Source organism: Kosakonia radicincitans DSM 16656 (assembly GCF_000280495.2).
GTDB lineage: Bacteria > Pseudomonadota > Gammaproteobacteria > Enterobacterales > Enterobacteriaceae > Kosakonia > Kosakonia radicincitans.
In genome coordinates this window covers 195,696-219,408 of the sequence record NZ_CP018016.1, presented here as the reverse complement: position 1 = coordinate 219,408, position 23,713 = coordinate 195,696, and the positions used below count along the sequence as shown (strand labels likewise).

The following is a 23,713-nucleotide window of genomic DNA, read 5'->3' as shown; positions in this document are numbered from 1 at the left end:
TCCCTCTCGCCACCGGCGAGAGGGTCAATTCTTAATGTTTCATCTGCGTCAAAATCGTCTGGCACTGATTTTGCTCCCCTTCTGAGGGCGAGATCAGCGCCAGCAACGCGGCCGCCGGAGTCACTAACGTCGCCAGCGCCGCGGCTACTGCGCCGCGCGCAATCAGCGGCCCGGCTTTAACCCCGGCCTGCGGATTTTTGAAGCTACCGCGCACATACAACGGCGAGCGCAGCGTCACGATACGAATGCCTTTACTCTCCGGATCGATGGTTAAATCCAGTTGCTCAGAAGCAAAGCTGGCGGTGCCGGTGACATTAATTAGCGCATTTTCGGTGTCGAAAGCGAAGATTTGCGGACGCGCCACGCCGTTCGTCAGATCCAGATTGGCCGCCGCGCAGTTGACCCGCACTTCGTCATCGCCAAACAACTGGCCGATAACATAGTTGCCCACGTTCAGGCCGAGGATCTCCATCAAATTGCGGCTCACCAGCCCGTCATTCATCAGCAGCTTGAGATTGCCATTACTGGTGCCGAGCAGCGCGGCGACCGAGTTCCCGACGCCACGAATGTCCGCATCGCCGTTCATCTCGCCAAGTGTTTTTTGCATCAGCTCAACGTTCGGCATCAGTTGTTTTAACTTCAGCCGCCGCGCCTGGATCTCTGCGCGGCCCTGCATCGGTTTTTTATCCCCTTCAAAATGGAGGTTCGATGAGATAGTGCCGCCCGCGAGGCCAAATTTCAGCGGTTGCAGGCGCAGGTCAGCGTTATTAAGGATGATGTGCGTGGAGAGGTCGCTGATGGGCAACGTTGAACCATGCTCAATACGACGGCCTTTAAAGCGGACATCGGCATCCATCACATCCCATTTATCGGTTTCAAAACGATCGTACGGCAGCGCTTTGCCCGCCGGTTGCACCGATTTTTCCCCTTTTTGCTGCTCACTGTGTGTGGAGTGCTGCCCCCCTTTGCCGGAATCAACGCCAATGAGCGGCCCCAAATCCGCCAGCCGCAACTGGCGCGACTCGACATCGCCTTCCAGTTTCGGGCGCGGTTTACCGGTGGTGTAATTGAGCGAGCCGTGAATGTCGCTGTCGCCGATATGGCCGTTGAAATCGCGGTAATCAAATGCCGAGCCTTTTTCACTGTCGATCTTCGCCACCAGATGACCGTCGGTCTCGAACGGCGGCGTATCCGGCAACAGCACGCCGGTTAAGTCATACAGATCGCCCAGCGAATCGCCGCCGAACTTCAGTTGCAGATCGACGCCGCCGATGTTCAGCGGATCGTTGACCGTACCAACAAACGCGACGCGGGTATTGCCGGAGCGAAAATCCGCCTGCACCGGGAAAGGCGTTCCTTCGCTACGCAGCGCCAGCATGCCGCCGATTTTCCCCGTCCCGGAGAGCGGCTGTCCGTTGTAGCGCCCTTTTGCCGTCAGGCCAAAGACATAATCGCCCGCTTTCGTTTTACCATCGTTTTTGCCGGTCACTTCGCTAAATGGCAACGGCTTACCGAGTGGATCGACGAGGATCTCGATATCAGCGCGCGTCACCGCATCATCAATGGCAATACGCCCGCGATCGAAGAGAATGTTATCAAGGCGAAATGACCATGAAGAGGGCTGTGCATTCGTCTCTTTATTGGTGTCGCTGGCGAGGGTGAAGGTCCAGTTATTGAGTTTTTCTGAGCGGCGAATAAGGCGGGCATCCGGCTGTTGCAGTTTGATCCACGGCAGATAGACCGTTTTGCTGAGCAGCGCCAGCGGCGCCAGCGTGGCTTCTACACGCGGCAGATGAACCATGGCCACTTCATCAATGCCCGGCGGATTGCCCAGCATAATATCGTCAGCGTGAACATGCGGCCACGGCACCCAACTGCGCCAGCCGGTCTCCTCTTTTTGCCGCTCCCAGATCACGCCCAGATCGCCACGAATGGCAAACGGACGATTCAGTTCGGCGGAGACTTTTTCATTAATGGTGGGTTTCAGGCGGTTCCAGTCGAAGGTGGCGATGATAACGACGGCAACCACAATCAGTAACAGTACGGTGGCTATAACAGCGGTGATCGCTTTACGCGTTTTTGTCATTGTTTCCCTTTCCTCTTAAGCCTTACCTCTCATAAAGATAGTTTAGGCTCACTGAAAGGGCGGAATTACAAATCGAGTATCACATGTTCAAGTCGGGCCAGAGGAACCGGACGCGACAGAAAATAGCCCTGCGCCGCAAAAGCCGGAGACTCCTGCACATCGCGCCACTCTTCAAGGGTTTCAACCCCTTCAACGATAACGCCCTGACAGTAGCGGTTCATCAACTGCAACAGCATGGTGAACAGGTTTTGCCCTTCCGGAGTTTTACGCAGCATGATAAACAGGTCGCGCGCCACTTTGATGTAGTCGTAACGCACTTCGCTCAGCGCCGAGAAATTCGCCATTCCGGTGCCGAAATCATCCAGCCACAGCGGGCCAATTTCGCTGATCGACGCAAAGGTAGAATCCTGCGGTAAACGAATGTGCTCCACCAGTTCAAAACGGATCCACGGCAGCGACTCGACCAGCGCCATCAGTCGCGTATTCTCGCGCATCGCCAGCAGCGTCGGGCCATCGACATTGACCGAAGCCAGCACATCGTTATCAGCGAAGAAAGTGCGCTGTTCTGCCAGCAATTCGACCTGCTCATGTACCACTTCTACGCGCAGGCGCACGGGGATTTGGCTGAAATAACGATCGGGGGCAATTCGCTGATCCGGCTGTGACGGATGCGTCACAATGGTCAATACTTCAACAGCCATCAGACGACCATCGGTTTTATAGATGGGTTGATAAGTATAAGCACGTTCGCATTGCAGCCAATAGCGACGCTCCTCAAGGCTTTCAATGCTCGCTTCAGGAATGTTTAGCCGCTGGATGACCTGCTTTAACTTCATGTCTGGTGTCCTGTCGATGGGGATGAGCTGGAACAACTCGTCAAAGGGTTATCGGCGCTACGACTAAGAACTTTATGTCCTGCTTTTCGGCAAAATTAAAAACCAGGATGCAGGAATCTGCGCAGAACAGGGTTTAGCTCAAAAAAATACTGGAACGTTGTTTTAATATGATTGACCACGCTTCACGCAAAACGCACACTACTGTTAATTTATCTGATCCAGGTTCACGACTATGTCCAGGAAAATTGCCGTTATCGGCGAATGCATGATCGAATTGTCACAAAAAGGCGCAGAAGTTAATCGTGGCTTTGGTGGCGATACCCTTAACACCTCCGTTTATATCGCCCGCCAGGTCAATCCGTCAGCGCTTTCTGTGCACTACGTTACGGCACTTGGCGCCGACAATTTCAGCCAGCAGATGCTCGACGCCTGGCAGAGCGAAGATGTCGATACCCGTCTGACGCAGCGCATGGAAAACCGCCTGCCGGGCCTGTACTACATCGAAACCGACAGCACTGGCGAGCGCACGTTCTATTACTGGCGCAACGAAGCAGCGGCGAAATTCTGGCTGGAGAGCGAGCAGTCTGCGGCAATCTGCGAAGAACTGGCGTCATTCGACTATCTCTATCTGAGCGGTATCAGCCTGGCGATTTTAAGCCCGGCCAGCCGCAACAAGCTGCTGTCTCTGCTGCAAACCTGCCGCGCCAACGGCGGCAAAGTCATTTTTGATAACAACTACCGTCCGCGCCTGTGGGCCAGCAAAGAAGAGACGCGCCAGGTCTATCAGCAAATGCTGGCCTGCACCGACATCGCGTTCCTGACGCTGGACGATGAAGATCTGTTGTGGGGCGAAAAACCGGTCGAAGAGGTTATCGAACGCACGCAGCGCGCAGGCGTAAAAGAAGTGGTGATTAAGCGCGGCGCAGACTCTTGCCTGGTGGCGATTGCCGGTGAAGCGCTGGTTGAAGTGCCGGCCGTGAAACTGCCGAAAGAGAAAGTGATCGATACAACGGCGGCAGGTGACTCCTTCAGCGCGGGCTACCTGGCCGTACGCCTGACCGGCGGCGATGCCACGGCAGCGGCAAAACGTGGTCACTTAACGGCCAGTACGGTCATTCAGTATCGCGGGGCGATTATTCCGCGCGAAGCAATGCCAAAGTCAGAGTAAAGCTTCTGCCCCCTCTCAACCTTGCGGAAGAGAGAGGGCACACATTACTGCTGCGGCGGGATATCCGACACATCGGTATGCCCGTCGTCACCCGCTGCAGGCGCTGCTGCGGAACCTGCCGGACGCATCACGTCATCCCACGTTGCCTGCAACTCTTTCATGTTGTATTCCGGCTCGCCTTTCGGCTGCATCAGAATCAACGCCATATCCTGCGACAACTGCTGATGCAAATCCTGATTCAGCATCTCCGGCGTAAGGCCATTTAAGAAGCTCTGACGCAGCTTTTGGTACTGCTCCGGCGCGATATCCACCACCTGGTTCTGCCACGAGCGCAGCCGCTGGCCGATCAAAATATCGGTATCGGCGCGGGCGTAGGTCGCGAAAAGCTTTTGCAGTTCAAGGTTTTTCTGCGCAATCAGCGCCTTAAACTCCTCTTCCGGCAGACCTTTTTCACGGACTTTCGCCAGTTCACGCGCGATCACACCGACATTGGCGCTGAGCTTGTCGTTTGGCGTATCGACATTAATGGCGCACTGCGCGCGCTGGAACAGCACGCGGCAATCAAAGCCCAAGCCGATCTCTTTGGCGTTATTTTTCGTCAGGTTCTGCTGGATATGCCAGAACAGCGCTTCGCGCGCCAAATCTGCACGCCAGTAGCGTTCCAGCGCTGCGGATTCGCGGATTGGCTGCCAGGCGGAATCCCACATAATCGACAATCGATCCTGGGTCACCGACTCGCTCATCAGGCTGACCGCCTGGCGCGGCAGCGGAGAAAGTGTGGCCACCGGCGTTGGCGTCTGGCGTTTACCTTTCAGCTCGCCGAAGGTTTTGCTAATTTGCTCGGCCACCGCGCGGCTGTCCACATTGCCGACCACTACCAGCGTCATCGCGTCCGGCGTGTACCATTTTTCGTAGTACGCTTTCAGCTGTGCCGCATCAATCGGCTCTTTCAGCGTTTCGGCGGGATCGTGTCCCAGCAGCGACGAACCCTTCAGACGGTAGCGCCACCAGCTATCTTTGGTATCCGCAGGCCAGGTTGCCACCATATCGTTACTGGCGAGCGCGTGACTGATGGTGGCAGGCGTAATGGTGAGTTTGCCCGTCGCATCCGCCAGATAGACCAGCGCTTCTTTCAGCAGGTCCGTGCGGTTATTCGGCAGGCTCAGGTTGTACTGCGTGTATTCATAGGAGACCAGCGCCGGCGGCAGCGGGCGTTTAGGGTCGATCCCTTGTTGCCACAGCGAACGAACCTGCGCCGGTTCAAGACTACCGCTGTGGGTCAGTGCGACGCGGGGAATAAAATGGGTGTAGCCGCTCTGCTGCGTACTTTCGGCGAGCGAACCGGTATCAATAGACAGGCGAATTTCAATGCGATCGCTGGGACGCTGCGGCGTGGCCAATACCTGCCACTGAAAACCGTTCGCCAGTGTCCCCTGTTGCCAGGCCGGGTCGGGCTGGAGCGCATCTGCCTGCACATAACCGACAGCTGCCAGCATCAGCAAACCGCCCGTTAACAGTCGAATTTTTGTGCCCTGCATGTGAACCCCTAATCAACATTCCTGGTTAAAAAGTATGCCCGCCAGAAGGAGGCTAAAGAGAGATAAAAACACTTCGCTTTTAGACCGCAGGAAACGCAAAACGTCACAACACGAAGCGAATTTTCCCGAAAACTCATCATGAATGGTAACGGAGACAGGGGTCAATTATGCGCAGGAGCCAGCAGTCCGACAAGGGCTGCTGGCTTAAGTGCTGAAATTACGAGGAGATTTCGCGCGTTTTCGCGGTGCTTGTACGATTATCCAGCGTATCGACAAGCTGTTTTTGATCGAGCTCTTTTACCCATTTAGCCACCACGATCGTCGCCACACCGTTACCGACCAGGTTGGTCAACGCACGCGCTTCGGACATAAAACGGTCGATACCCAGAATCAACGCCAGCCCGGCCACCGGCAGATGGCCGACCGCAGAAAGCGTCGCCGCCAGCACGATAAACCCGCTGCCCGTCACTCCTGCTGCGCCTTTGGAAGAGAGCAGCAACACCACCAGCAGCGTAATCTGGTGGACAATATCCATATGGCTGTTGGTGGCCTGCGCGATAAATACCGCCGCCATCGTCAGGTAAATGGAGGTTCCGTCGAGGTTGAACGAGTAACCCGTTGGGATCACCAGCCCCACCACCGATTTACGGCAGCCCAGCCGCTCCATCTTCTCCAGCATGCGCGGCAGCGCAGACTCCGACGAGGAAGTGCCCAACACAATCAGCAGCTCTTCGCGGATGTAGCGGATAAATTTAAAGATATTGAATCCGGTCACGCGGGCAATCGACCCCAGCACCACCACCACGAACAGGATACAGGTGACGTAGAAGCAGATAATGAGCTGCCCCAGTTGCACCAGCGTACCGACGCCGTATTTACCGATGGTGAAAGCCATCGCGCCGAAAGCGCCAATTGGTGCCAGGCGCATGATCATATTGATGATGCCGAAAATGACCTGCGAGAAGCTTTCAATAACGTTAAAAATCAGCTGGCCTTTGTGGCCCAAACGGTGCAGCGCAAAACCAAACAGCACGGCAAACAGCAGCACCTGCAGGATATTACCGCTGGCGAAGGCACCGATAACGCTGGACGGGATCACATCCAGCAGGAAGTCGATAATCCCCTGCTGTTTTGCCTGCTCGGCATAAACGGCCACGGCTTTTGCATCCAGCGTCGCCGGATCAACGTTCATTCCTGCGCCGGGTTGCACCACGTTAACAATAATCAGGCCGATGATCAGCGCCAGCGTACTGACGACTTCAAAGTACAGAAGCGCAACCGCACCGGTGCGACCTACAGCCTTCATGCTTTCCATACCGGCAATACCGGTAACAACCGTACAGAAGATCACGGGGGCGATGATCATCTTGATGAGCTTCACGAAGCCGTCACCAAGAGGTTTCATCTGCGCCCCGATGTCAGGGTAGAAGTGGCCAAGTAAAATACCGATGGCGATTGCCGTCAGAACCTGAAAGTAGAGACTTTTAAACAGGGAGGTTTTCATAAGGTGTCCTTGAAATTAAAACCTCAGGCTTTTTAGGGCTTTCATTAAGCCTGCGGTTTAAAAATAACACCCGATAAACATGACAGAAATGAACTTACATCAAATCAGAAACAACAATGTTAAAAGTTTGAACTGACTCGCACAACCTCGTAACAATTTAGGATTTTTCAACCCTTTCCGAAGCGGCAAGGTAGCGATGTTCAAACTGATCCGCCGACGTTGCACGATCAAATAAAAAGCCCTGCGCCACTTCCACGCCAGCCGCCACCAGCCACTCCCGCTGCGCCTGCGTTTCTACGCCTTCGGCGATAATGTGCAGCTCCAGGCTACGCGCCAGATGAATGATGGCCGACACCATGCTGTCGTCTTCCGGCAAACCTTCAACAAACATTTTATCGATCTTCAGCATATCCACCGGCAGTGATTTCATATGATGAAGTTGACTCAGACCGGCATAGCCCATGCCGAAATCATCCAGCGCAATGCGTACCCCGGCATTACGCAGCGGACGCAGGATCTCCACGGCGGCTTTCGGGTCATCAATATGGCGACTTTCCGTCACTTCAAGGATCATCGTCTGCGGGGCGATTCGGTAGCGATTCAACAGCGCCAGCATGTCCGGTACCATATCGTGATGCAGCAGTTGGATTGCCGAGAGATTAACCGACAGCGGCAACATAATGCCGCGCGACTGCCAGGCGGCCAGCAGACGGCAGGCCTCTTCCAGCACCCAGTAACCAACGGTCACCATCAGGCCGCAGGATTCAATGCGTTCAATCAACCCCTGCGGTAAATCCCAGCTCCCATCAGGCTGGCGAACCCGCAGCAACGCTTCCGCGCTAACCAGTTCACCGCTGTCGATCGCCACCTGCGGCTGAAGCCAGAGCGCAAATTCTCCCTGATCAAGGGCGGTGAGGATATCGCTCTCCTGCGTTAACCGCTGCTGCGCCAGCTCCATCTGCTCAGGATCGAAGAACTGGATCTGGTTTTTCCCTTTACGCTGTGCGCTGGTCACCGCGGACATGGCGCGATGGTAAATCTGCCCGGCGCTCAGATCGCCATAAAACATTGCCACGCCGATATTGGCGTTAGGCCGCAATTGAATACCGTTCAGTGGAACACGTTCATTAATGACAGTGAGTGCTTGCTTACCTAACGTCATCGCATGCCACGGTTCCTGAACGCCGTTGGCAATAATGGCAAAGTCATAACCGCTGACCTGCGCCAGCATCATGTGTGGAGAAAGCACCGATTTCAGCTTCTCAACCAGCGTGACCAGCAGTGCTTCACGTTGGGATTCCTGCAACACACCGGCGGTGTCGCGCAGCGTTTCGCAGGAGACAATCATCAGCGCCGTCGGCTTTTGCCGGGCCACGGTTTGCTCCAGCATCGCCATCAGGAACGCCTTGTTGGGCAGCTCCGAAACCGGGAAGCGGGTAGACTGGATATTCATCTCTTCAAGCTGGCGCAGCAGCATCTGCTGGTTGCGGTTGTAGTTGCGCACCAGAACGCCGATTTCATCATCAAAGTGGTGGCCGGGCAGCGTTAACTGGTGACCAATGCTTTCCTGCGCGGACAGCGCGTTCAGTTCGGCAGAGAGTTTGCGCAGCGGATGGACGATCAGCCGGTTAATGCACCAGGTAATCGCCACGGTAATCATCAGCGACAAAAGTAAGTAAGTCGTTACTAACATAGAGAGCGTGCTGAGGATAAATTTGTAGGTGCGCCAGGAATCCGCCTGCAACACCAGATACGCCAGCGGCTGCGGGTTCGCCGGACGCTCAAGCGAGTAAATCGGCAGCGTAATCTGGATCGGTAATTCGAAAAAGCGGGTGATGGTGATCGGCACCGGATGTTCCGCAATAAAGCGTACGCGCAGCGCCTGAAATTGATTCGGCAACACCACATCCGCCCGGCTGACCACGCCCGCCGGTTTAATCTGTTTCAGGATGGTTTCCGCTTCGGGGATATCGGCTTTCAAAATGGCCGCCGAGAGCGGTTCACGCACAGAGCGGGCAATGCTTTCCAGTTGCGTAGCCGTGTTATAGCGATTCTGCTGTAAGAAGTGAAACAGCAAAATAACGCAGAAAATAAAAACAAACACCATGGAAACACAGGCAACCATGGCCATCTGTTTAATGGTTAAAGAACGGCTGACACGCAAAATTACTTCTCCAGAGACACAAAGCCATGAGTTCAGAGCTAACACAGTAAACTCTGACGCCAGAGTATACTCGATCGCAATGCGGTTAGATAAACGGGCTGATAGATCGTTTTCGCGGGCGAAACAACGGCAGAAAAGGAAGATAACAGTTTGAATATCTGGCGGTTAACCGCAGTATCGACAGCCTGTCTTTACCGCGTATCCCGCCAGGAATGTTCTTGTATTACCAGTCAGCGTACGGCGTCAACGGCTGCGGAGGCATATCCATATCGCCCTGCCAGCCCGCCATTGAATACCGCACGAACAGAATGCCGTGGCTTGGAGTGTAATCCTTCGCCTGCTGAATATCGATGCCAGCACCAATTGACCAGTGCGATGTGACGCGCCGCTCCACCAGCAACCTTGCGGTATAACCGAAACCATTCGAACTGCTGCCCGCGCCTAAATTATCTTTATCCGCATACATTGCCGTACCGTCCGGGAAGAACTGGTTATCCGGGATCAGGTTCTGCAACGGATAGCGCAGAATCGAATCGGTCTTCGAGTGCGACCACGAGACCGAACCACCCAGCTCCCACGACCAGTTTTCCGTGCGTTTGCGCCAGTTGACCGGCAAAGCAAAGGAGAGATATTGCTGCGGACTGTAGTAACCGCCCTGGCCGAGCGAATAACCGCTCAGATCTTTATCGTAGTGCCACAACATATTGTTGACGCCAATGGTCAACCGCTCGTTGTTTTTGTTGATCAGCTTGTAGTAGTAACCGGTCATCCAGCGAACGCGCCAGTTATCTTCGACGTTTTTACCGGTGAGAGTGTCGGCGTTCAGGCTCGACCAGACGCCGTTAGCTTCACCTTTATCGTAACTGATGCTGACCCCGCCGCCGGTCGCGCGTACGCCGCCCCAGGTGGTGCCGGTATTCGGGTCTTTCTGCCCGGCAAAGGCCAGCAGTGAGCTGGAGATCGGACGCCGGTGCGCGTTAACGGTATAACCAATGGGGCCGAGATCGCTGCTGTAACTCACGCCGCCGACCACATTGACCACATCAAATCCCATCGGCGTGGTGCCGATATCCGCCGCCCAGGTACGGTTTTGCCAACCGACGGCAACGCTCGCGCCGTTCGCGGTCTGGCTGGTGCTGCCGCTACACGGTGTAGCGGAACATGTCCCCCATGTTGGATCGTAAGTGCCATTGGTGGTGGCAAAACTCCCGGCATCCATATTGACGACGTCGGTACGGAAAAACATGCGCCCGTCTGATAGCGGCGCATCAACCTGCAACATGGTGGTATGCGCTTTCAGGTCAGAATAACCGCCCGTACCGCTGGAACCCCAGTAGTCATGTTGCAGGGTGGCGTTAACATCTTGCTGGCGGTAAAGATCCGCCGCATCGCTGCGCACGCCGCGCTTCAGCCAGTCATCTTTTTCATCGTTGCGCGTCAGTTGGGTAAAGCTGTCGTTATCCGCCGGGCGCGTGGTGGTAATACCGGAGGCAACCATCGCATCTTTCCAGATTTCCAGCGCCTGCTGCGGTTCGCCATTTTGCACTTCGAAACGAGCGGCATCGCGCAGTACCAGCGCATTCTCCATGGATGGCGGCCGGGATTTAGCCTGCGGTACAAGCGCACTGAAAGCCTGCTGCGCGCTGGCGCTATCACCAAGCGACGCCTGCATCAGCGCAATCCGCCGCTGGGTATTGATGGAACGCGGCTGCGCCGCTGTCGGCGCAGGCAGTTTTGCCAGTTGATCGCGCGCCGCCATCTTATTGCCTTCTGCGGTATACACTTCCGCAAGGCCAAGTAATGCGTCCTCATTGGCCGGTTCACGGTCAAGTACGCGCTGGTAATATTGCCGCGCCGCGCTGAAGTCACCGCGCTGCTGCGCCCAGTCAGCCAGTGTTGAATCAATACGCGTGGAAGCGGGTTGCTGGTTTAAGAAGGCAATCGCCTGCACTTCGTCGCCGTTGTCCCGTAGCCTGTTCGCCTTCTCCAGTAACTGGTTGGCTTGCAGCCGGTCGGCCAGCTCCTGAATATTGCTGTTCCATTTTGCTTTCGGTAGCCCGTTGAGATGGTTCAGCGCCGCCAATTCCTGATTGTTGCCCGACAGATAGAGCCCGTAAGCAAAGACCTGCTCCGGATCGTCCGGCTTTTGCACAGCCAGCTGGCTCATCAGCGAATCGGCTTCGCCACGCCTTCCGGACTGGCGTAAATCACTGGCCAGTCGATAAGTTATCCAGACGTCGCCGGGCGAGAGTGCCAGCCGTTTACGTTGCAACTCCGCTGCCTGCGCCCATTGACCCTGGTTTTCCAGCGCTTCGGCCTGCTGCGACAGACGATCGTTGGTCATGCCGCGTTCAATATCGTCAATGCTGCGCCGCTGGCTGGCGGAGAGCGACTGAATAAAACGTTCGGCTTTCTCCGGCGACTGGGCGCGGTAAATGTTCGCCAGACCGCGCACCGCGTTGCTGTTGCCGCTGTCCATGCGCAATGCCTGACGATAGAAACCCTCTGCCGCCGCGTTATCCTTGCGCGCCACCGCCGCATCGCCGAGGCCCAGCACCGCATAGCTGTCGGTGTTATCAATGCTGCGTGCTTGCTGGTAAAGCCGCTCGGCCTGCGCCGGATTATTGGCTTTCAGCGCCGCATCACCCTGCTGGATCAGCAGCCAGTAGCGGTTCACTTTCAGCAAACTTTCCCATTTGCTGCGGCTGCCGCTCGTTGGATCCATGGCGATGGCTTTCTCAAACTGCGTGACCGCACGGGCGCGATCGCCCCGCTGAGAATATGCCTGCCCCAGCGCGCCCACGGCTTCGCTGTCGTTATGGTTAGCGTTAACCGCTTGCTGCAATTCCCCCACCGCCTGCGCACCTTTACCGGCATCCACTGCCGCAAGGCCCGTGGCGCGAGCGCGAAACGCCGGATCGGCCATCTGTTTTTGCTGCGTAGCCAGCAGCGTACGGGCGCTGTCAACGGCATCGCCCGTACTGAAGATCGTCAGAAAATGCTGCAACGCTTTCACGCTGGCATCACTGACCGGCATGTTCTGAAGTTGCTGATACCAGAGTGTGGCAGCAGCATTGCGTCCATTACTCGATTTCGCCATCTGCTCCAGCACAGCATAGCCTTCCGCGTCACGACCATCGGCAAACAGCAACTGTGCCAGCGAGTTTTGCAACTGATCGTTGCCGGGATAACGGGCGTTCAGCCGTTTCAACTGATTCACGGCTTCCGCACGGCGCGCCGGGACTTTCGACACCAGTACCCAGTACTCGACCGCCAAATCGCCATCCGGCGTATGACCTTTAAACAGCGCATCGTAGGCGGCAATTGCCTCCTGCGTATGCCCGGTGGTGGCCTGCAAACGCGCCTGCTGCAACGCCTGACGCCCCTCCGCCGTGGAGAGCGACATCGCAAGCAGAGAGGACTGGTAAGCCGCGGATTCCGGTGCCAGTTGCTTCATCCGATCGAGCTGCTGCTGCGCGCCTGCATTGTCGCCCTGGCGCAGCAAATAGCGGAAACGGGCGGCAATCACCTCCGGGTTGTTCGGATCGATCAGTTCAAGGCGATAGAGCGACTGACGAACTAAATCTTCGCGTTTGGTTGTTTCCCCCAGGCGCACCTGATCCAGCAACTGTTGCTGCGCGGCGGTATCCGCCGCGCGCGCGGCTGGCGCCAGCGCGAGGCCAAGTGAGAAACAGAGAAGACTTACTGTGAACTTACGCATTCCTGGCCCCAGTCAGGTTGTAACTCACCACGAGGGGTGAAACGAAAACGGTGCTCATCCCACCCTTGTCCAAACAGGGTGAGAACATAGCTGTAGTAGGCATCGTCACCGGGAAAATGGTCTGCGACGTTCTGCCGCTGCCGGGCCTGGGCATCACGATCCTGTAAAAATGGCAACAGTGCCGCGGCAAAACCGACCGGCCCGTTACCCTGGATCTTGCCGGTCGCTATATCCACTTTTTCCGGGGGCACGTTATTTTTCTTTGTGACCGTCGCCATCGGTTTAAACTTCGCCAGCAACCGCGCTTTCTGCGTGTCGCTGTCATTCAGCATGCCAGCCCACAAATAGACGCGAATCGCATCGTAGCTTCCGATCAGCGTCTTTTCGCTTTTAAGTTGCCAGCCCTGCCCCTTTTGATAGCGCACCCAGTCCGGCGAAAAGCCTTTTGGCGCGGTCTCCAGCAACAGCCGCAGATTGGTTTCGCGCAGCGTTGTCCAGGGCGCGCCGAAACGGGTGAAATAGCTCGCCAGTTGCGGCGGCAAATAGCTGGGGTTAAAACGCCATGCGCTGTCATCGGCAAAGCCGATTTTTCCCGGCAGCAACATCAACCCAAGCTCTGGCACCTTCACCACCTCTTCTTTGGCGATGCGATCTAACAGCGCTTCCCCCAGGCGGGTGTAAGCATCGTTTCTCCACAAGCGCCCGGCTTCCAGCAGTGACCAGGCGATCCAGAGATCGGCATCGGAAGCCGAGTTGGTATCCAGCACCGTCCAGCTCTCTTCGTCTTTTTTCCCCCACAGCCAGGCAGGAAGATGGTCGCTGAGCGAGCCTTGCGCCAGGTTGTTTTGCGTCCATTGCAGCAGGTTATCGAATGCCTTGCGATCGTTGGCGGCCAGCGCGAAGAACATCGCATAGCTTTGCCCTTCCGATGTGGTGATTTTGCGCGCATCGCTTGGGTCCACCACCCGTCCGCCATCGCTGATATAGGCCTGTTTAAAATGCTCCCAGGCAGGCCAGGTGCAGGCGGCGCGCGTACTCATCGCCGCCAGCATCAGCGCCATCATCACCACCCAACGTAGCGCCTTCATTACTGATTACTCATGGTCCGAATCAAGGCGGCGGCGGCTGATAATCCGCAGCAAGCGCCACAGTACCCATGCCAGCAATACAACGCTGACCGCAGCCAGAATGGCCAGCAGTACCGGGTGGTTCGCCAGCGCATACCAGATACGCTCAAACCACGGCAAGTGACCGACATAGTAAACATCGCCCACGCGCAGACCGTTAACACCGGATTCACGGATCACCGTCACTGAACCAAAAATCGCCGCGCGTTTACCGCTGTCGTTCATGGCATTGTTCAGCAGTTCGTAGCCGCGCGGGCTGTCCGCCAGCAACGCCACAACGCTGCGCTGATCGTTAAATGGCGACTGGAAGCTAATCACTGCCGCCATTGGGCCATCGGAACTGACTGCCGTTTTCGTATCGGCTTTGCGGTCGGCGGCATCCGTTTCACTCGCCATGAATGGCGACTGGCGCAGCGGCGTTTTCACCCAGCTTTGCGTCGCATTCACCAGCAGGTCGATCTTCTCGTCATTCTTCAACGGTTGCGGAATCGAGCCGATGATCATGATGTCGGCATCTTTGCCCTGCAGCTGGCTGGCATCGCTGGTCAGTTGCATATTAATGGCCGGGAAGCCGGTTTGCGCGCCGATGGTGCCAAGCGTATCCAGCAGCGTACCAACCTGTGCTGTCGTCGGCTGCACCGGAGTGACAATGAGGGTTTGCGACAGATCCGCCATCCGGCTAAACGGGAAGCCTGCATTAGCAAAGGCACGCAGATCCGGCATGGCGATAAAGTGGTAATACTTCGAGAAATCGATAGTTGAGTCGTCGCCAATCACCACGCGGTTCGGTACTTGCTGGAACGTCACGCAGTTATCGATGCTGCCGCCCGGCATGGGATTCATATACTGGAAGTCGAAGCGCAACTGGTTGACCGCCCCCAGTTTCAGCGCCGGAATCGACACATCCGTTTTGCTGTCCAGCAGACCTTGCAGTACCGGCAGGCGCAGCAACAGACGGTTCGTGTCCTGGTTGCTGGTCAGGTTGAAATATTGCAGGAACTGGTTATTCAGGCTGATATCCATGCGCGAGCTATCTTTGGTCAACGGCGCGGTATAACGATAGTTGAGATTCATATCGATACCGGTGCTGCGCAGCAGATAGAGGTCCGGCGGCAAGTTCAGCGACACGTTGATGGACGACGGCTCCAGCCCGGTGGACTGCAACTGTTCCTCATAGGTTTTCAGCTCGCCGAAGGTCACCGGGCGGTCAGTACGCACCCAGTTCGGCGCGTCATACGGCTGGCGAGCCAGCAGCGGCTTAACGTCATCCACCGTGACGCTATCGCCACGGAACAGCACGTTCCCCTGAGCGATACCTTTTGCCGCCTGCAACAGATCTTTATCGTCACGCCCCATCACGATCAGCAACTTCACATACGGGTTATCCGGATGGTTGATCATGCTGATGGTCGGCCCTTTCACCGCAGGCGCATCACGCAGGAAATCCGGACGTTTATCGTTAGTGGCGAAAACAATAGCATTACGATCCGGCAGACTGTTGTAAGAGACCGGGAAAGTCTGGCCGCGCCAGCCGGCACGTGAACCGAACCACGAAGCGATGATCGCCGCAGCCTGCTGCTGCGCGATGTCCGGCGCACCGGCAAAGACCATCGGCAGAGTTAACGCCCGGTTATCACGCGGGTCGAAGAACGGCACCGGGAAGTGGGAGAGATCGTTTTTCAGCGGCAGACTTTGGTAGGTCATCTCCAGCGAACTGCTGCGACCGATATCCAGCCACAGCGTGCTGCTGGCCGGGTTTTCACAAACATCGCGATAGTGGCCAACAAACTCCAGCCGCACGCGGTTGAAATCGCTAATAAACAGCGGGTTGATCGGCACCTGCGCCAGCGTTTTCTTACCGAGCTGCTCTTTGGTGACCGGCAAAACGCCCATCAACTCATCATTCAGATAAACCTTTAACTGGGATTGTACCGGCAACAGCGATGGCGATGGCGTGTACTCAAGGTTCAATACCGCTTTTGACACCACTTCGTCGCTACGAACGCCAAACTCAACGCCACCGTCCGGGTTAATGCCGCGCAACACCATGCTGCCCGGCGGCGGTGCGATCTGCGCGAAGGTGAGTTTGACGTCGCGGGATGGCGAATCTGCCGCCACCACTGGCGCATTAGCGCCTGGCAGGCCCGGCATCACCTGGCCCACAACATTCCCTGCGGTCGGCGTTGTTGGCGTTAGCGATTCAGCTTGCTGCGGTGCAGGCGTTGCAACCGGATCCGTAGCCGGTGCGACAGCCGGGACATTAGGCGCCGGAAGCGAGGGCGCGGCAGAAGTCATCATCGGAGTCAGGGCGCTTAACCCCTACCGCCACAGCACAAATCCAGGAAAGTTTTCTTTTCATCGCGTTTTCATCATTGTTGAGCCAGTCACGTCGTTGGTTGCTGCACGGCCATATTCCGTGCCGGGCGACGCGGAATAAATGACACCACCCAGGCCACCAGATCGGTGAATGAGCGGAAAATCACTTTGACGGACGGCGGAGCAAATTCCGCGAGATGGCGATAGCCGCGGAAACCCAGTTTTAAAATATCAAACAGACTTTCCAGAGGTTTATCTTCCGGGAAGCTGTCCTGCCACAGCGCCCATGTGTCTGCACGGGCAAAGGTACACTGCACAAAATCGATATGTTGTTTGGTGGTGAGCGGCATCAGTTGCAGACCGACCTCATTGCCAATGACACGCGCTACCGTAGTCGGAAACGCATACTCTTGCTGACCACGTTTCAGCAGCAGGTTCACTTTCTGCCCTTCCAGCACCTGCGCCTGGCCATTAATCTTGATGCCCAGACCGCCGTCGGAGAAGTCATGGACGGTACAGGAGAAGAGATGACCATCTTCGCGGGCAATGGCCGCTGGCATGGAGATTTCGACACGGTGCGCGCGGCGCACCTGTTTGCTTTCGACCGATACCGCTACTGCGCCGCCAAGAATAACCATGTTGTAGAACACCCAGGCCATACTGACGAACACGGTGAGCACTTCGTTCTCCGGGCCGTAGAAATAGCGCCAGATCCCCACCAGCACACCTACCAGGTTAAGCAGAACCAGGAAGATGTAAGGACGGGAGATCACCCAGTCCACGTACTCCTCTTCCACCAGCCCGCCTTTGGCGGTGACGTTAAATTTGCCTTTGTGTGGGTTGAACAGCGCCACCAGCGTAGGCGGCGCGATATACCATGCCAGCACCGTTTCGTAGATCTCGCTCCAGAAAGAGTGGCGATATTTCCCCTGAATCTTCGAGTTCGTCAGGCTGGCGTGAATCATATGCGGCAGCACGAACAGGGCGATCATCAGCGCCGGGGCGTAAATGATGTAGGCATGTAACAGCAGAAATGCCAGCGGCGCAGTCAGAAAGATCAGCCGCGGGATGCCCGATAAGAAGTGGAACATGGCGTTGACGTAACACAGCCGCTGCGGCAGTTTCAGCCCTTTACCAAACAGTGGGTTATCGAGGCGGAAAATCTGCACCATGCCGCGCGCCCAGCGAATACGCTGACCAATGTGCGCCGAAAGGCTCTCGGTCGCCAGCCCTGCCGCCTGCGGAATACGCATATACGCAGAGGTATGCCCAAGGCGGTGTAAACGCAGTGAGGTATGTGCATCTTCAGTGACGGTTTCCACCGCAATCCCGCCAATCTGATCCAGCGGCCCACGACGAATAACCGCGCAGGAGCCGCAGAAGAAAGTGGCATCCCACATGTCGTTGCCGTCCTGCACCAGACCATAGAACAGCGTGCCTTCGTTAGGCGTTTTACGAAAGCGTCCGAGGTTACGTTCAAACGGATCCGGCGAGAAGAAGTGGTGCGGCGTCTGCATCATCGCCAGCTTTTTCTCTTTCAGGAACCAGCCCATAGTCATTTGCAGGAAAGAGCGCGTCGGAACGTGGTCGCAGTCGAAAATCGAGACAAACTCGCCCTTCGCATATTTCAGCGCGTTATTGATGTTCCCGGCTTTCGCATGTTCATGCGTCGTGCGGGCGATATACTCCACGCCCACCATGCTGGCGAACTGGCGAAACTCTTCGCGGCCGCCATCATCGAGGATCCAGATTTTAAGTTTGTCTTTCGGCCAGTCGATACCGAGCGACGCGTAAATGGTGTTTTTCACCACACTGAGATCTTCGTTATAGGTCGGCACGAAAATATCTACCGACGGCCACAACGACATATCTTTCGGCAGCGGCACCGGCTGGCGGTTCAGCGGCCAGGCGACCTGGAAATAGCCCAGCACCAGCACTATCCAGGCGTAAGTTTCGGCAAACAGCAGCACCAGGCCGCACACCAGGCTGACCGGATCGTCCCAGTTGAGGGTTGAGGTATAGCGCCACCAGATATAGCGACAAGAGACAGTCAGCGACAGCACAATCAGCATCAGCGCTGAAAAGCGTCCCGGAATACGGCGCACCAGCAGTGCAACACCCCACAGCAACACCAGGAAAACAAACTGCGCCAGCGGGTTAAACGGCTGCGTAATGCACAGCAGGGCGAGGATCAGCGAAAACACCACAATGACGCCTAAAATAAAGCGCCGCAGGTGCGGGCTGATATGGCTAAGCTCTTTTTTGTGATCGAGATGACCCGTACGATGCGTCACGCGTTCCGGCAAGGTATCAAGCCAGTGATACCAGCGTCCACGCAATGCGCGGATACGGGCAAAACGCTGGCGCCGCGCCGATTTCGGCGGTCCCCAGGGTAATGTCACCAGCAGCCAGAGGCTTTGCAGCAGGTAGCGCGCCGGATCAAGCGGGCGCGGCCGGTCAGGATCGATATGCGGAAACCAGTGCTGCTGTTGTGCCCGTAACTGCTGCCAGCGCGGATGTTCAAGCGGGATAAACAGCCAGGCGAGGATCACCCAGAAGCAGCCAGAAGCTGCGCTGAACCACGAGGCGCCATGCTGGCGATAGTGCTGATAGCGCGCGCGTAAGCGTGCGCTGACCGGCGGAATCAACAACCAGCTGGCGGGACCGCTCATGGCCGGCTCCCCTCTCGCTCACCACCTTCGCGCGGCTTTGCGCAATGTAGCAGGCACCAGTTCGCCAGCGTCACCATCTCTTCTGCGGCCAGCGAGTCGCTGCGGTATTCCCCCAGCGGTTGTTTCGATGCCAGACACTCCGCCAGCGCTTCATCACGATGGATAGTCGTCGGCAGGATGCGCGTCTGGCTTTGCAACCAGACCTGCCACAAATCGTCCTGCAACTGGCTACCGATCCGCAGGTCGTTAATCAGAATATGCGACCCCGCAGGCAGCGGCTGCTGATGCAGGCGAATATGACAATTGATATCGGGTTTGATAATGGTGAAAACATGATCGCACGCGGCGACGAATTGCCGCGTCAACGGTGAAAAACCGTGCGGCAGATCGATGAGCACCCAGTGATACTGTTGCTGCGTTTTTAACGCCTGTAAAAGAGCAGCAAGTTGGTTTAACGCGTCATGCTGATGAATAACATCCCACTCGTTCGTCGTGAGTTGGCCGAACGGCAATACATCAAGCTGCGAAGTGTAGCGCAAACCGGCATCGCGCCAGTCCTGACCATCAAGCACGGAGCGCGCCCAACCGCCACGGCTGGCAAAATCGACATTAAATGAAAGGCGCAGCAGATTGTCAGGGCTGGCATCAATAACCAGCACCGATTCGCCTAATAATTGCAATGACCAGGCCAGAGCCGCTGTAATCGATGTTGTACCCACACCGCCGCGGATCCCCTGTAATCCCAAAATGGCCATCTACTGTTGCCTTATTGTTGACGGGATAATTCAGCCAGCAACGGCCAGCGCTTAATAGCCGCAGCCAACTGTTCACGCTGGGAAATATCGGCGTAATCTATTTCGGGTAGAGAAAAAGCCTTGCTCAGCGCCAAAAAATCATTCTGGAATGTATAACCCAGAGTTGGGTCTGTTTGCGTTTTTGGTTCATTGTTATGCATTCTGGCCCGATCCATTTGAATAGAAAACACATGCACTGATTGTAGCAAGGCATCATGCCCGACAAAATTCATTTACATGCTAAAACTGATGTTCTTTAATTTCAATGTTAGGTTTATTTCTCAGCTTTCGCTAGTAAACTGAGATACAGATAAATTTGTTTCAAGAGGGACATCGTGGACCCCATATTTTCTATTGGCATTCAGTCTTTATGGGACGAATTGCGTCATATGCCTACAGGCGGCGTTTGGTGGTTAAATGCCGATCGCGAAACTGATGCAGTTAGCCTTATTAATCAAACTATTGCACAACAAGATACCGAGGCAAATGTCGCGGTTATCGGTATGGACCACGATCTACGGGGCATCCTTAAACTGGATAAAGATCACGGCCCCCAAAAAATTCGTCTATTTTCCATGCCAAACCAGAGTAATAGCCTATACTTTTTCGCCCGCGATTTACTCTGCACCATTGAGCCTGAGAATTATTTACTTATACTGCTCTGTGCTAATAATGCCTGGCAGAATGTTCCTGGCCCCAAAATACATCAATGGTTAGAAAAAACGCATGAGTGGGCGAAATATCATAATTGTACTTTGCTGGTTATTAATCCCGGCAATAACAATGACAAACAAGCCTCGATTTTGATGAGTGAATATCGCTCACTGTTTGGTCTGGCAAGTTTACGCTATCAAAACGGTATGCATCTTTATGATGTTGCCTGGTGGTGTAATGAAAAAGGGATCAGCGCCCGCCAGCAACTGATTCTTCATCATCATGATGACCGGTGGCAATTAGCGAAGCAGGAAGAAACCGCCGTACAACCGCGCAGCGATGAAAAAAGAATATTAAGTAATGTGGCGGTTCTGGAAGGTGCGCCGCCGCTTTCCGAATATTGGTCTTTATTTGAAACAAACGAAGCGCTGTTTGAAGAAGCCCGTTCAAGCCAGGCGGCAACGCTGATTTTTTCCCTGGCGCAAAACAACCAGATCGACAGTATCGCCCGCCAGGTACATACCCTGCGCCGCCAGCGCGGCAGCGGTTTAAAAATTATCGTCCGTGAAAGTCAGGCCAGCCTGCGCGCGACCGATGAGCGATTATTGCTGGGCTGCGGCGCGAATATGGTTATTCCCTGGAACGCGCCGCTATCGCGCTGCCTGACTCTGATTGAAAGCGTGCAGGGGCAACAATTCAACCGGCTGGTGCCGGAAGATATCACCACCCTGCTTTCCATGACCCAGCCTCTGAAGCTGCGCGGCTACCAGCCGTGGAATATCTTCTGCGATGCGATAAGCAATATGGTCAATAACCAACTGTTGCCGCCGGATGGCAAAGGGGTAATGGTTGCGCTGCGCCCGGTACCGGGTATTCGCGTCGAACAAGCACTTACCCTTTGTCGCCCTAATCGCGTGGGGGATATTGTCAGCATGAGCGACAACCGGCTGGTGCTGTTTTTGTCCTTTTGCCGTGTCAACGATCTTGATACCGCCCTGAACCACATTTTCCCGCTGCCAACGGCGGATATCTTCTCAAACCGGATGGTGTGGTTTGAAGATAATCAGATTGCCGCGGAACTGGTGCAGATGCGTATGCTGACGCCGGAAAAACTGGCTAAACCGCTGCCTGACACTGCCGGAATGAAGAAAGTCATTAACGCCGAACATGACGGTACAGGCTGGCGCCGTATTCCGGAGCCTTACCGCTTATTCAGTGACACCACGGAGCGCACATCATGATGTCAGTCAGCGATATCGTTCAGCTTATCATCTTCTGCGCACTGATCTTTTTCCCGCTGGGTTATCTTGCGCGCCACTGGATACGCCCTATCCGGTCCGCATTTCGGATCTTGTTTACCAGACCTCGCTATGTAAAACCGGCAGGAATATTGCGCCGGGAATCGTTCGTCAAGGCAGACCGCAAACATGACTAATTCATCGATGACCACTTCAACGCCTTCGCCGCTGTGGCAATACTGGCGCGGCCTCTCCGGCTGGAACTTCTATTTTCTGCTGAAATTCGGTCTGTTATGGGCGGGCTACCTTAACTTTCATCCGTTGCTGAACCTGGTTTTTATGGCATTCCTGCTGATGCCGTTGCCGCGCATGAGGTTACATCGTCTGCGTCACTGGATCGCACTGCCGATTGGTTTTGGTCTCTTCTGGCATGACACCTGGCTGCCTGGCCCGGAAAGTATGATGAGCCAGGGCTCGCAGGTCGCGGGTTTCAGCGCCGACTATCTGCTTGATCTGGTGACCCGTTTTATCAACTGGCAAATGATTGGCGGGGTTTTTGTCCTGCTGGTGGCGTGGCTGTTTTTATCACAGTGGATCCGCGTTACTGTGTTTGTCGTTGCCATTATGATCTGGCTGAACGTGCTGACCCTGACCGGACCGGCATTTAACTTGTGGCCAGGCGGCCAGCCAACCACCACGGTGACCACAACCGGCGGCGGTGCGGCAGCAACCGTCGCGGCGGCAGGCGATACCCCGGTAGTGGGCGATATGCCTGCGCAAACCGCGCCGCCGACCACGGAAAACCTGAATGCTTATCTTGCCAGTTTCTACGCCTCAGAAGAGAAGCGCCAGAGCACTTTCCCGGCGCAGCTTCCCGCTGACGCCCAGCCGTTTGATCTGCTGGTCATCAATATCTGTTCCCTTTCGTGGGATGATATTGAAGCAGCAGGGCTGATGTCGCACCCGCTGTGGTCGCACTTCGACATCGTATTTAAACACTTCAACTCTGCCACCGCTTACAGCGGCCCGGCGGCGATTCGTCTGTTGCGCGCCAGCTGCGGCCAGTCGTCGCACAAAAACCTCTATCAGCAGGCCAATAACCAATGCTATCTGTTTGATAATCTGGCGAAACTGGGCTTTACCCAGCAGTTGATGATGGACCATAACGGCGAGTTCGGCGGTTTCCTGAAAGAGATCCGCGATAACGGCGGCGTGCAGGTACCATTGATGGATCAGTCTGGCCTGCCGCCTGTACTGCTCTCTTTTGATGGTTCGCCGGTCTATGACGATACTGCCGTGCTGAACCGCTGGATGGAGTCGGACAGCTTCAAACAGGGGCAACGCACCGCAACCTTCTACAACCTGCTGCCGCTGCACGACGGGAACCACTATCCCGGCGATCGTAAAACGGCGGATTACAAACTGCGCGCGCAGAAACTGTTTGATGAGCTGGATGCCTTCTTCACGCAGCTGGAGAAATCCGGGCGGAAAGTGATGGTGGTGCTGGTGCCGGAACACGGCGCGGCGCTGAAGGGCGACAAAATGCAGGTTTCCGGCCTGCGTGATATCCCCAGCCCGTCAATTACCAATGTACCGACAGCGATTAAATTCTTCGGCATGAAAGCGCCGCATCAGGGCGCGCCGATTGAGATTAACCAGCCGAGCAGCTTCCTGGCGATATCAGAACTGGTGACACGGGTGCTGGATGGCAAAATCTTCACCGAGGACAGCGTCAACTGGCAGCAGCTCACCAGCAATCTGCCGCAAACGGCACCGGTTTCTGAAAACGCCAACGCCATTGTGTTGCAGTACCAGAACAAGCCGTATGTTCGCCTGAACGGCGGCGACTGGGTACCGTATCCGCAGTAACGTCCTGCGCCCTCTCCCGCAAGGGA

At 55.7% G+C, this 23,713-nt stretch carries 14 protein-coding genes and 1 pseudogene; 4 read left to right on the top strand and 11 right to left on the bottom strand.

What is annotated here, in order from left to right; translation table 11 throughout:
- Positions 1 to 31: 31 nt before the first annotated feature.
- Together Y71_RS01005 and pdeH are read right to left on the bottom strand one after the other, a co-directional pair.
- Positions 32 to 2,086, bottom strand: a complete 2,055-nt coding sequence (locus Y71_RS01005) for an AsmA family protein (RefSeq protein WP_007369596.1) — start codon at positions 2,084 to 2,086, stop codon at positions 32 to 34.
- 65 nt (positions 2,087 to 2,151) lie between these two features.
- Positions 2,152 to 2,922, bottom strand: a complete 771-nt coding sequence (gene pdeH / locus Y71_RS01000) for a cyclic-guanylate-specific phosphodiesterase (protein WP_007369595.1) — start codon at positions 2,920 to 2,922, stop codon at positions 2,152 to 2,154.
- A gap of 232 nt (positions 2,923 to 3,154) precedes the next feature.
- Here pdeH and kdgK point away from each other — a divergent pair, with 232 nt between their 5' ends.
- On the top strand, positions 3,155 to 4,090 hold the full coding sequence (gene kdgK / locus Y71_RS00995; RefSeq protein ID WP_007369593.1) for a 2-dehydro-3-deoxygluconokinase: 936 nt from the start codon (positions 3,155 to 3,157) through the stop codon (positions 4,088 to 4,090).
- 44 nt (positions 4,091 to 4,134) lie between these two features.
- Here the strand turns inward: kdgK and Y71_RS00990 are convergent, their stop codons facing one another.
- The 9 genes and pseudogenes from Y71_RS00990 to bcsR form a co-directional block, all read right to left on the bottom strand.
- On the bottom strand, positions 4,135 to 5,628 hold the full coding sequence (locus Y71_RS00990) for a M16 family metallopeptidase (protein ID WP_007369592.1): 1,494 nt from the start codon (positions 5,626 to 5,628) through the stop codon (positions 4,135 to 4,137).
- Between the two features lie 217 nt (positions 5,629 to 5,845).
- Positions 5,846 to 7,132, bottom strand: a complete 1,287-nt coding sequence (locus tag Y71_RS00985; RefSeq protein ID WP_007369591.1) for a dicarboxylate/amino acid:cation symporter — start codon at positions 7,130 to 7,132, stop codon at positions 5,846 to 5,848.
- Between the two features lie 157 nt (positions 7,133 to 7,289).
- Positions 7,290 to 9,296, bottom strand: a complete 2,007-nt coding sequence (gene hmsP / locus Y71_RS00980; RefSeq protein WP_035941980.1) for a biofilm formation regulator HmsP — start codon at positions 9,294 to 9,296, stop codon at positions 7,290 to 7,292.
- A 223-nt stretch (positions 9,297 to 9,519) separates the two neighbouring features.
- Positions 9,520 to 13,017, bottom strand: coding sequence for a cellulose synthase complex outer membrane protein BcsC (gene bcsC, locus Y71_RS00975; RefSeq protein WP_007369589.1), 3,498 nt, complete (start codon positions 13,015 to 13,017; stop codon positions 9,520 to 9,522).
- Complete coding sequence (gene bcsZ / locus Y71_RS00970) at positions 12,999 to 14,105, bottom strand: cellulose synthase complex periplasmic endoglucanase BcsZ (protein ID WP_007369588.1); 1,107 nt, start codon at positions 14,103 to 14,105, stop codon at positions 12,999 to 13,001. The genes bcsC and bcsZ overlap by 19 nt, the downstream gene beginning before the upstream one ends.
- Before the next feature lie 6 nt (positions 14,106 to 14,111).
- Positions 14,112 to 16,503, bottom strand: a pseudogene (bcsB, locus tag Y71_RS00965) (cellulose biosynthesis cyclic di-GMP-binding regulatory protein BcsB).
- Between the two features lie 25 nt (positions 16,504 to 16,528).
- Positions 16,529 to 19,132: a UDP-forming cellulose synthase catalytic subunit gene (gene bcsA / locus Y71_RS00960; protein WP_007369586.1), complete on the bottom strand. Its 2,604-nt coding sequence runs from the start codon at positions 19,130 to 19,132 to the stop codon at positions 16,529 to 16,531.
- Positions 19,129 to 19,887 carry a cellulose biosynthesis protein BcsQ gene (bcsQ, locus tag Y71_RS00955; RefSeq protein ID WP_007369585.1) on the bottom strand — a complete coding sequence of 253 codons (759 nt, stop codon included), beginning with the start codon at positions 19,885 to 19,887 and terminating at the stop codon, positions 19,129 to 19,131. Before bcsQ ends, bcsA begins: the two co-directional genes overlap by 4 nt.
- A gap of 11 nt (positions 19,888 to 19,898) precedes the next feature.
- Positions 19,899 to 20,087: a cellulose biosynthesis protein BcsR gene (bcsR, locus tag Y71_RS00950; protein WP_007369584.1), complete on the bottom strand. Its 189-nt coding sequence runs from the start codon at positions 20,085 to 20,087 to the stop codon at positions 19,899 to 19,901.
- Positions 20,088 to 20,261: 174 nt separating this feature from the next.
- On the opposite strand from bcsR, the gene bcsE reads away from it, so the two are divergent.
- From bcsE to bcsG, 3 genes are read left to right on the top strand one after another with little or no spacing between them, the layout of a single operon-like run.
- The gene (gene bcsE / locus Y71_RS00945) at positions 20,262 to 21,821 is read left to right on the top strand and encodes a cellulose biosynthesis c-di-GMP-binding protein BcsE (protein WP_007369583.1); all 1,560 of its coding nucleotides are present in this window, start codon (positions 20,262 to 20,264) and stop codon (positions 21,819 to 21,821) included.
- Positions 21,818 to 22,015, top strand: a complete 198-nt coding sequence (bcsF, locus tag Y71_RS00940) for a cellulose biosynthesis protein BcsF (RefSeq protein ID WP_043956159.1) — start codon at positions 21,818 to 21,820, stop codon at positions 22,013 to 22,015. The genes bcsE and bcsF overlap by 4 nt, the downstream gene beginning before the upstream one ends.
- Positions 22,008 to 23,687 (top strand): cellulose biosynthesis protein BcsG, encoded by a 1,680-nt coding sequence (bcsG, locus tag Y71_RS00935; RefSeq protein ID WP_007369581.1) that lies wholly within the window; start codon positions 22,008 to 22,010, stop codon positions 23,685 to 23,687. Before bcsF ends, bcsG begins: the two co-directional genes overlap by 8 nt.
- Positions 23,688 to 23,713: the final 26 nt, after the last annotated feature.

Coding starts and splice junctions, on each gene's coding strand:
- bcsZ (WP_007369588.1), bottom strand. CDS start 14,105: ATGAAGGCGCTACGTTGGGTGGTGATGATGGCGCTGATGCTGGCGGCG.
- bcsQ (WP_007369585.1), bottom strand. CDS start 19,887: ATGGCCATTTTGGGATTACAGGGGATCCGCGGCGGTGTGGGTACAACA.
- bcsR (WP_007369584.1), bottom strand. CDS start 20,087: ATGCATAACAATGAACCAAAAACGCAAACAGACCCAACTCTGGGTTAT.
- Y71_RS00985 (WP_007369591.1), bottom strand. CDS start 7,132: ATGAAAACCTCCCTGTTTAAAAGTCTCTACTTTCAGGTTCTGACGGCA.
- bcsF (WP_043956159.1), top strand. CDS start 21,818: ATGATGTCAGTCAGCGATATCGTTCAGCTTATCATCTTCTGCGCACTG.
- pdeH (WP_007369595.1), bottom strand. CDS start 2,922: ATGAAGTTAAAGCAGGTCATCCAGCGGCTAAACATTCCTGAAGCGAGC.
- bcsG (WP_007369581.1), top strand. CDS start 22,008: ATGACTAATTCATCGATGACCACTTCAACGCCTTCGCCGCTGTGGCAA.
- Y71_RS01005 (WP_007369596.1), bottom strand. CDS start 2,086: ATGACAAAAACGCGTAAAGCGATCACCGCTGTTATAGCCACCGTACTG.
- bcsA (WP_007369586.1), bottom strand. CDS start 19,132: ATGAGCGGTCCCGCCAGCTGGTTGTTGATTCCGCCGGTCAGCGCACGC.
- bcsC (WP_007369589.1), bottom strand. CDS start 13,017: ATGCGTAAGTTCACAGTAAGTCTTCTCTGTTTCTCACTTGGCCTCGCG.
- kdgK (WP_007369593.1), top strand. CDS start 3,155: ATGTCCAGGAAAATTGCCGTTATCGGCGAATGCATGATCGAATTGTCA.
- Y71_RS00990 (WP_007369592.1), bottom strand. CDS start 5,628: ATGCAGGGCACAAAAATTCGACTGTTAACGGGCGGTTTGCTGATGCTG.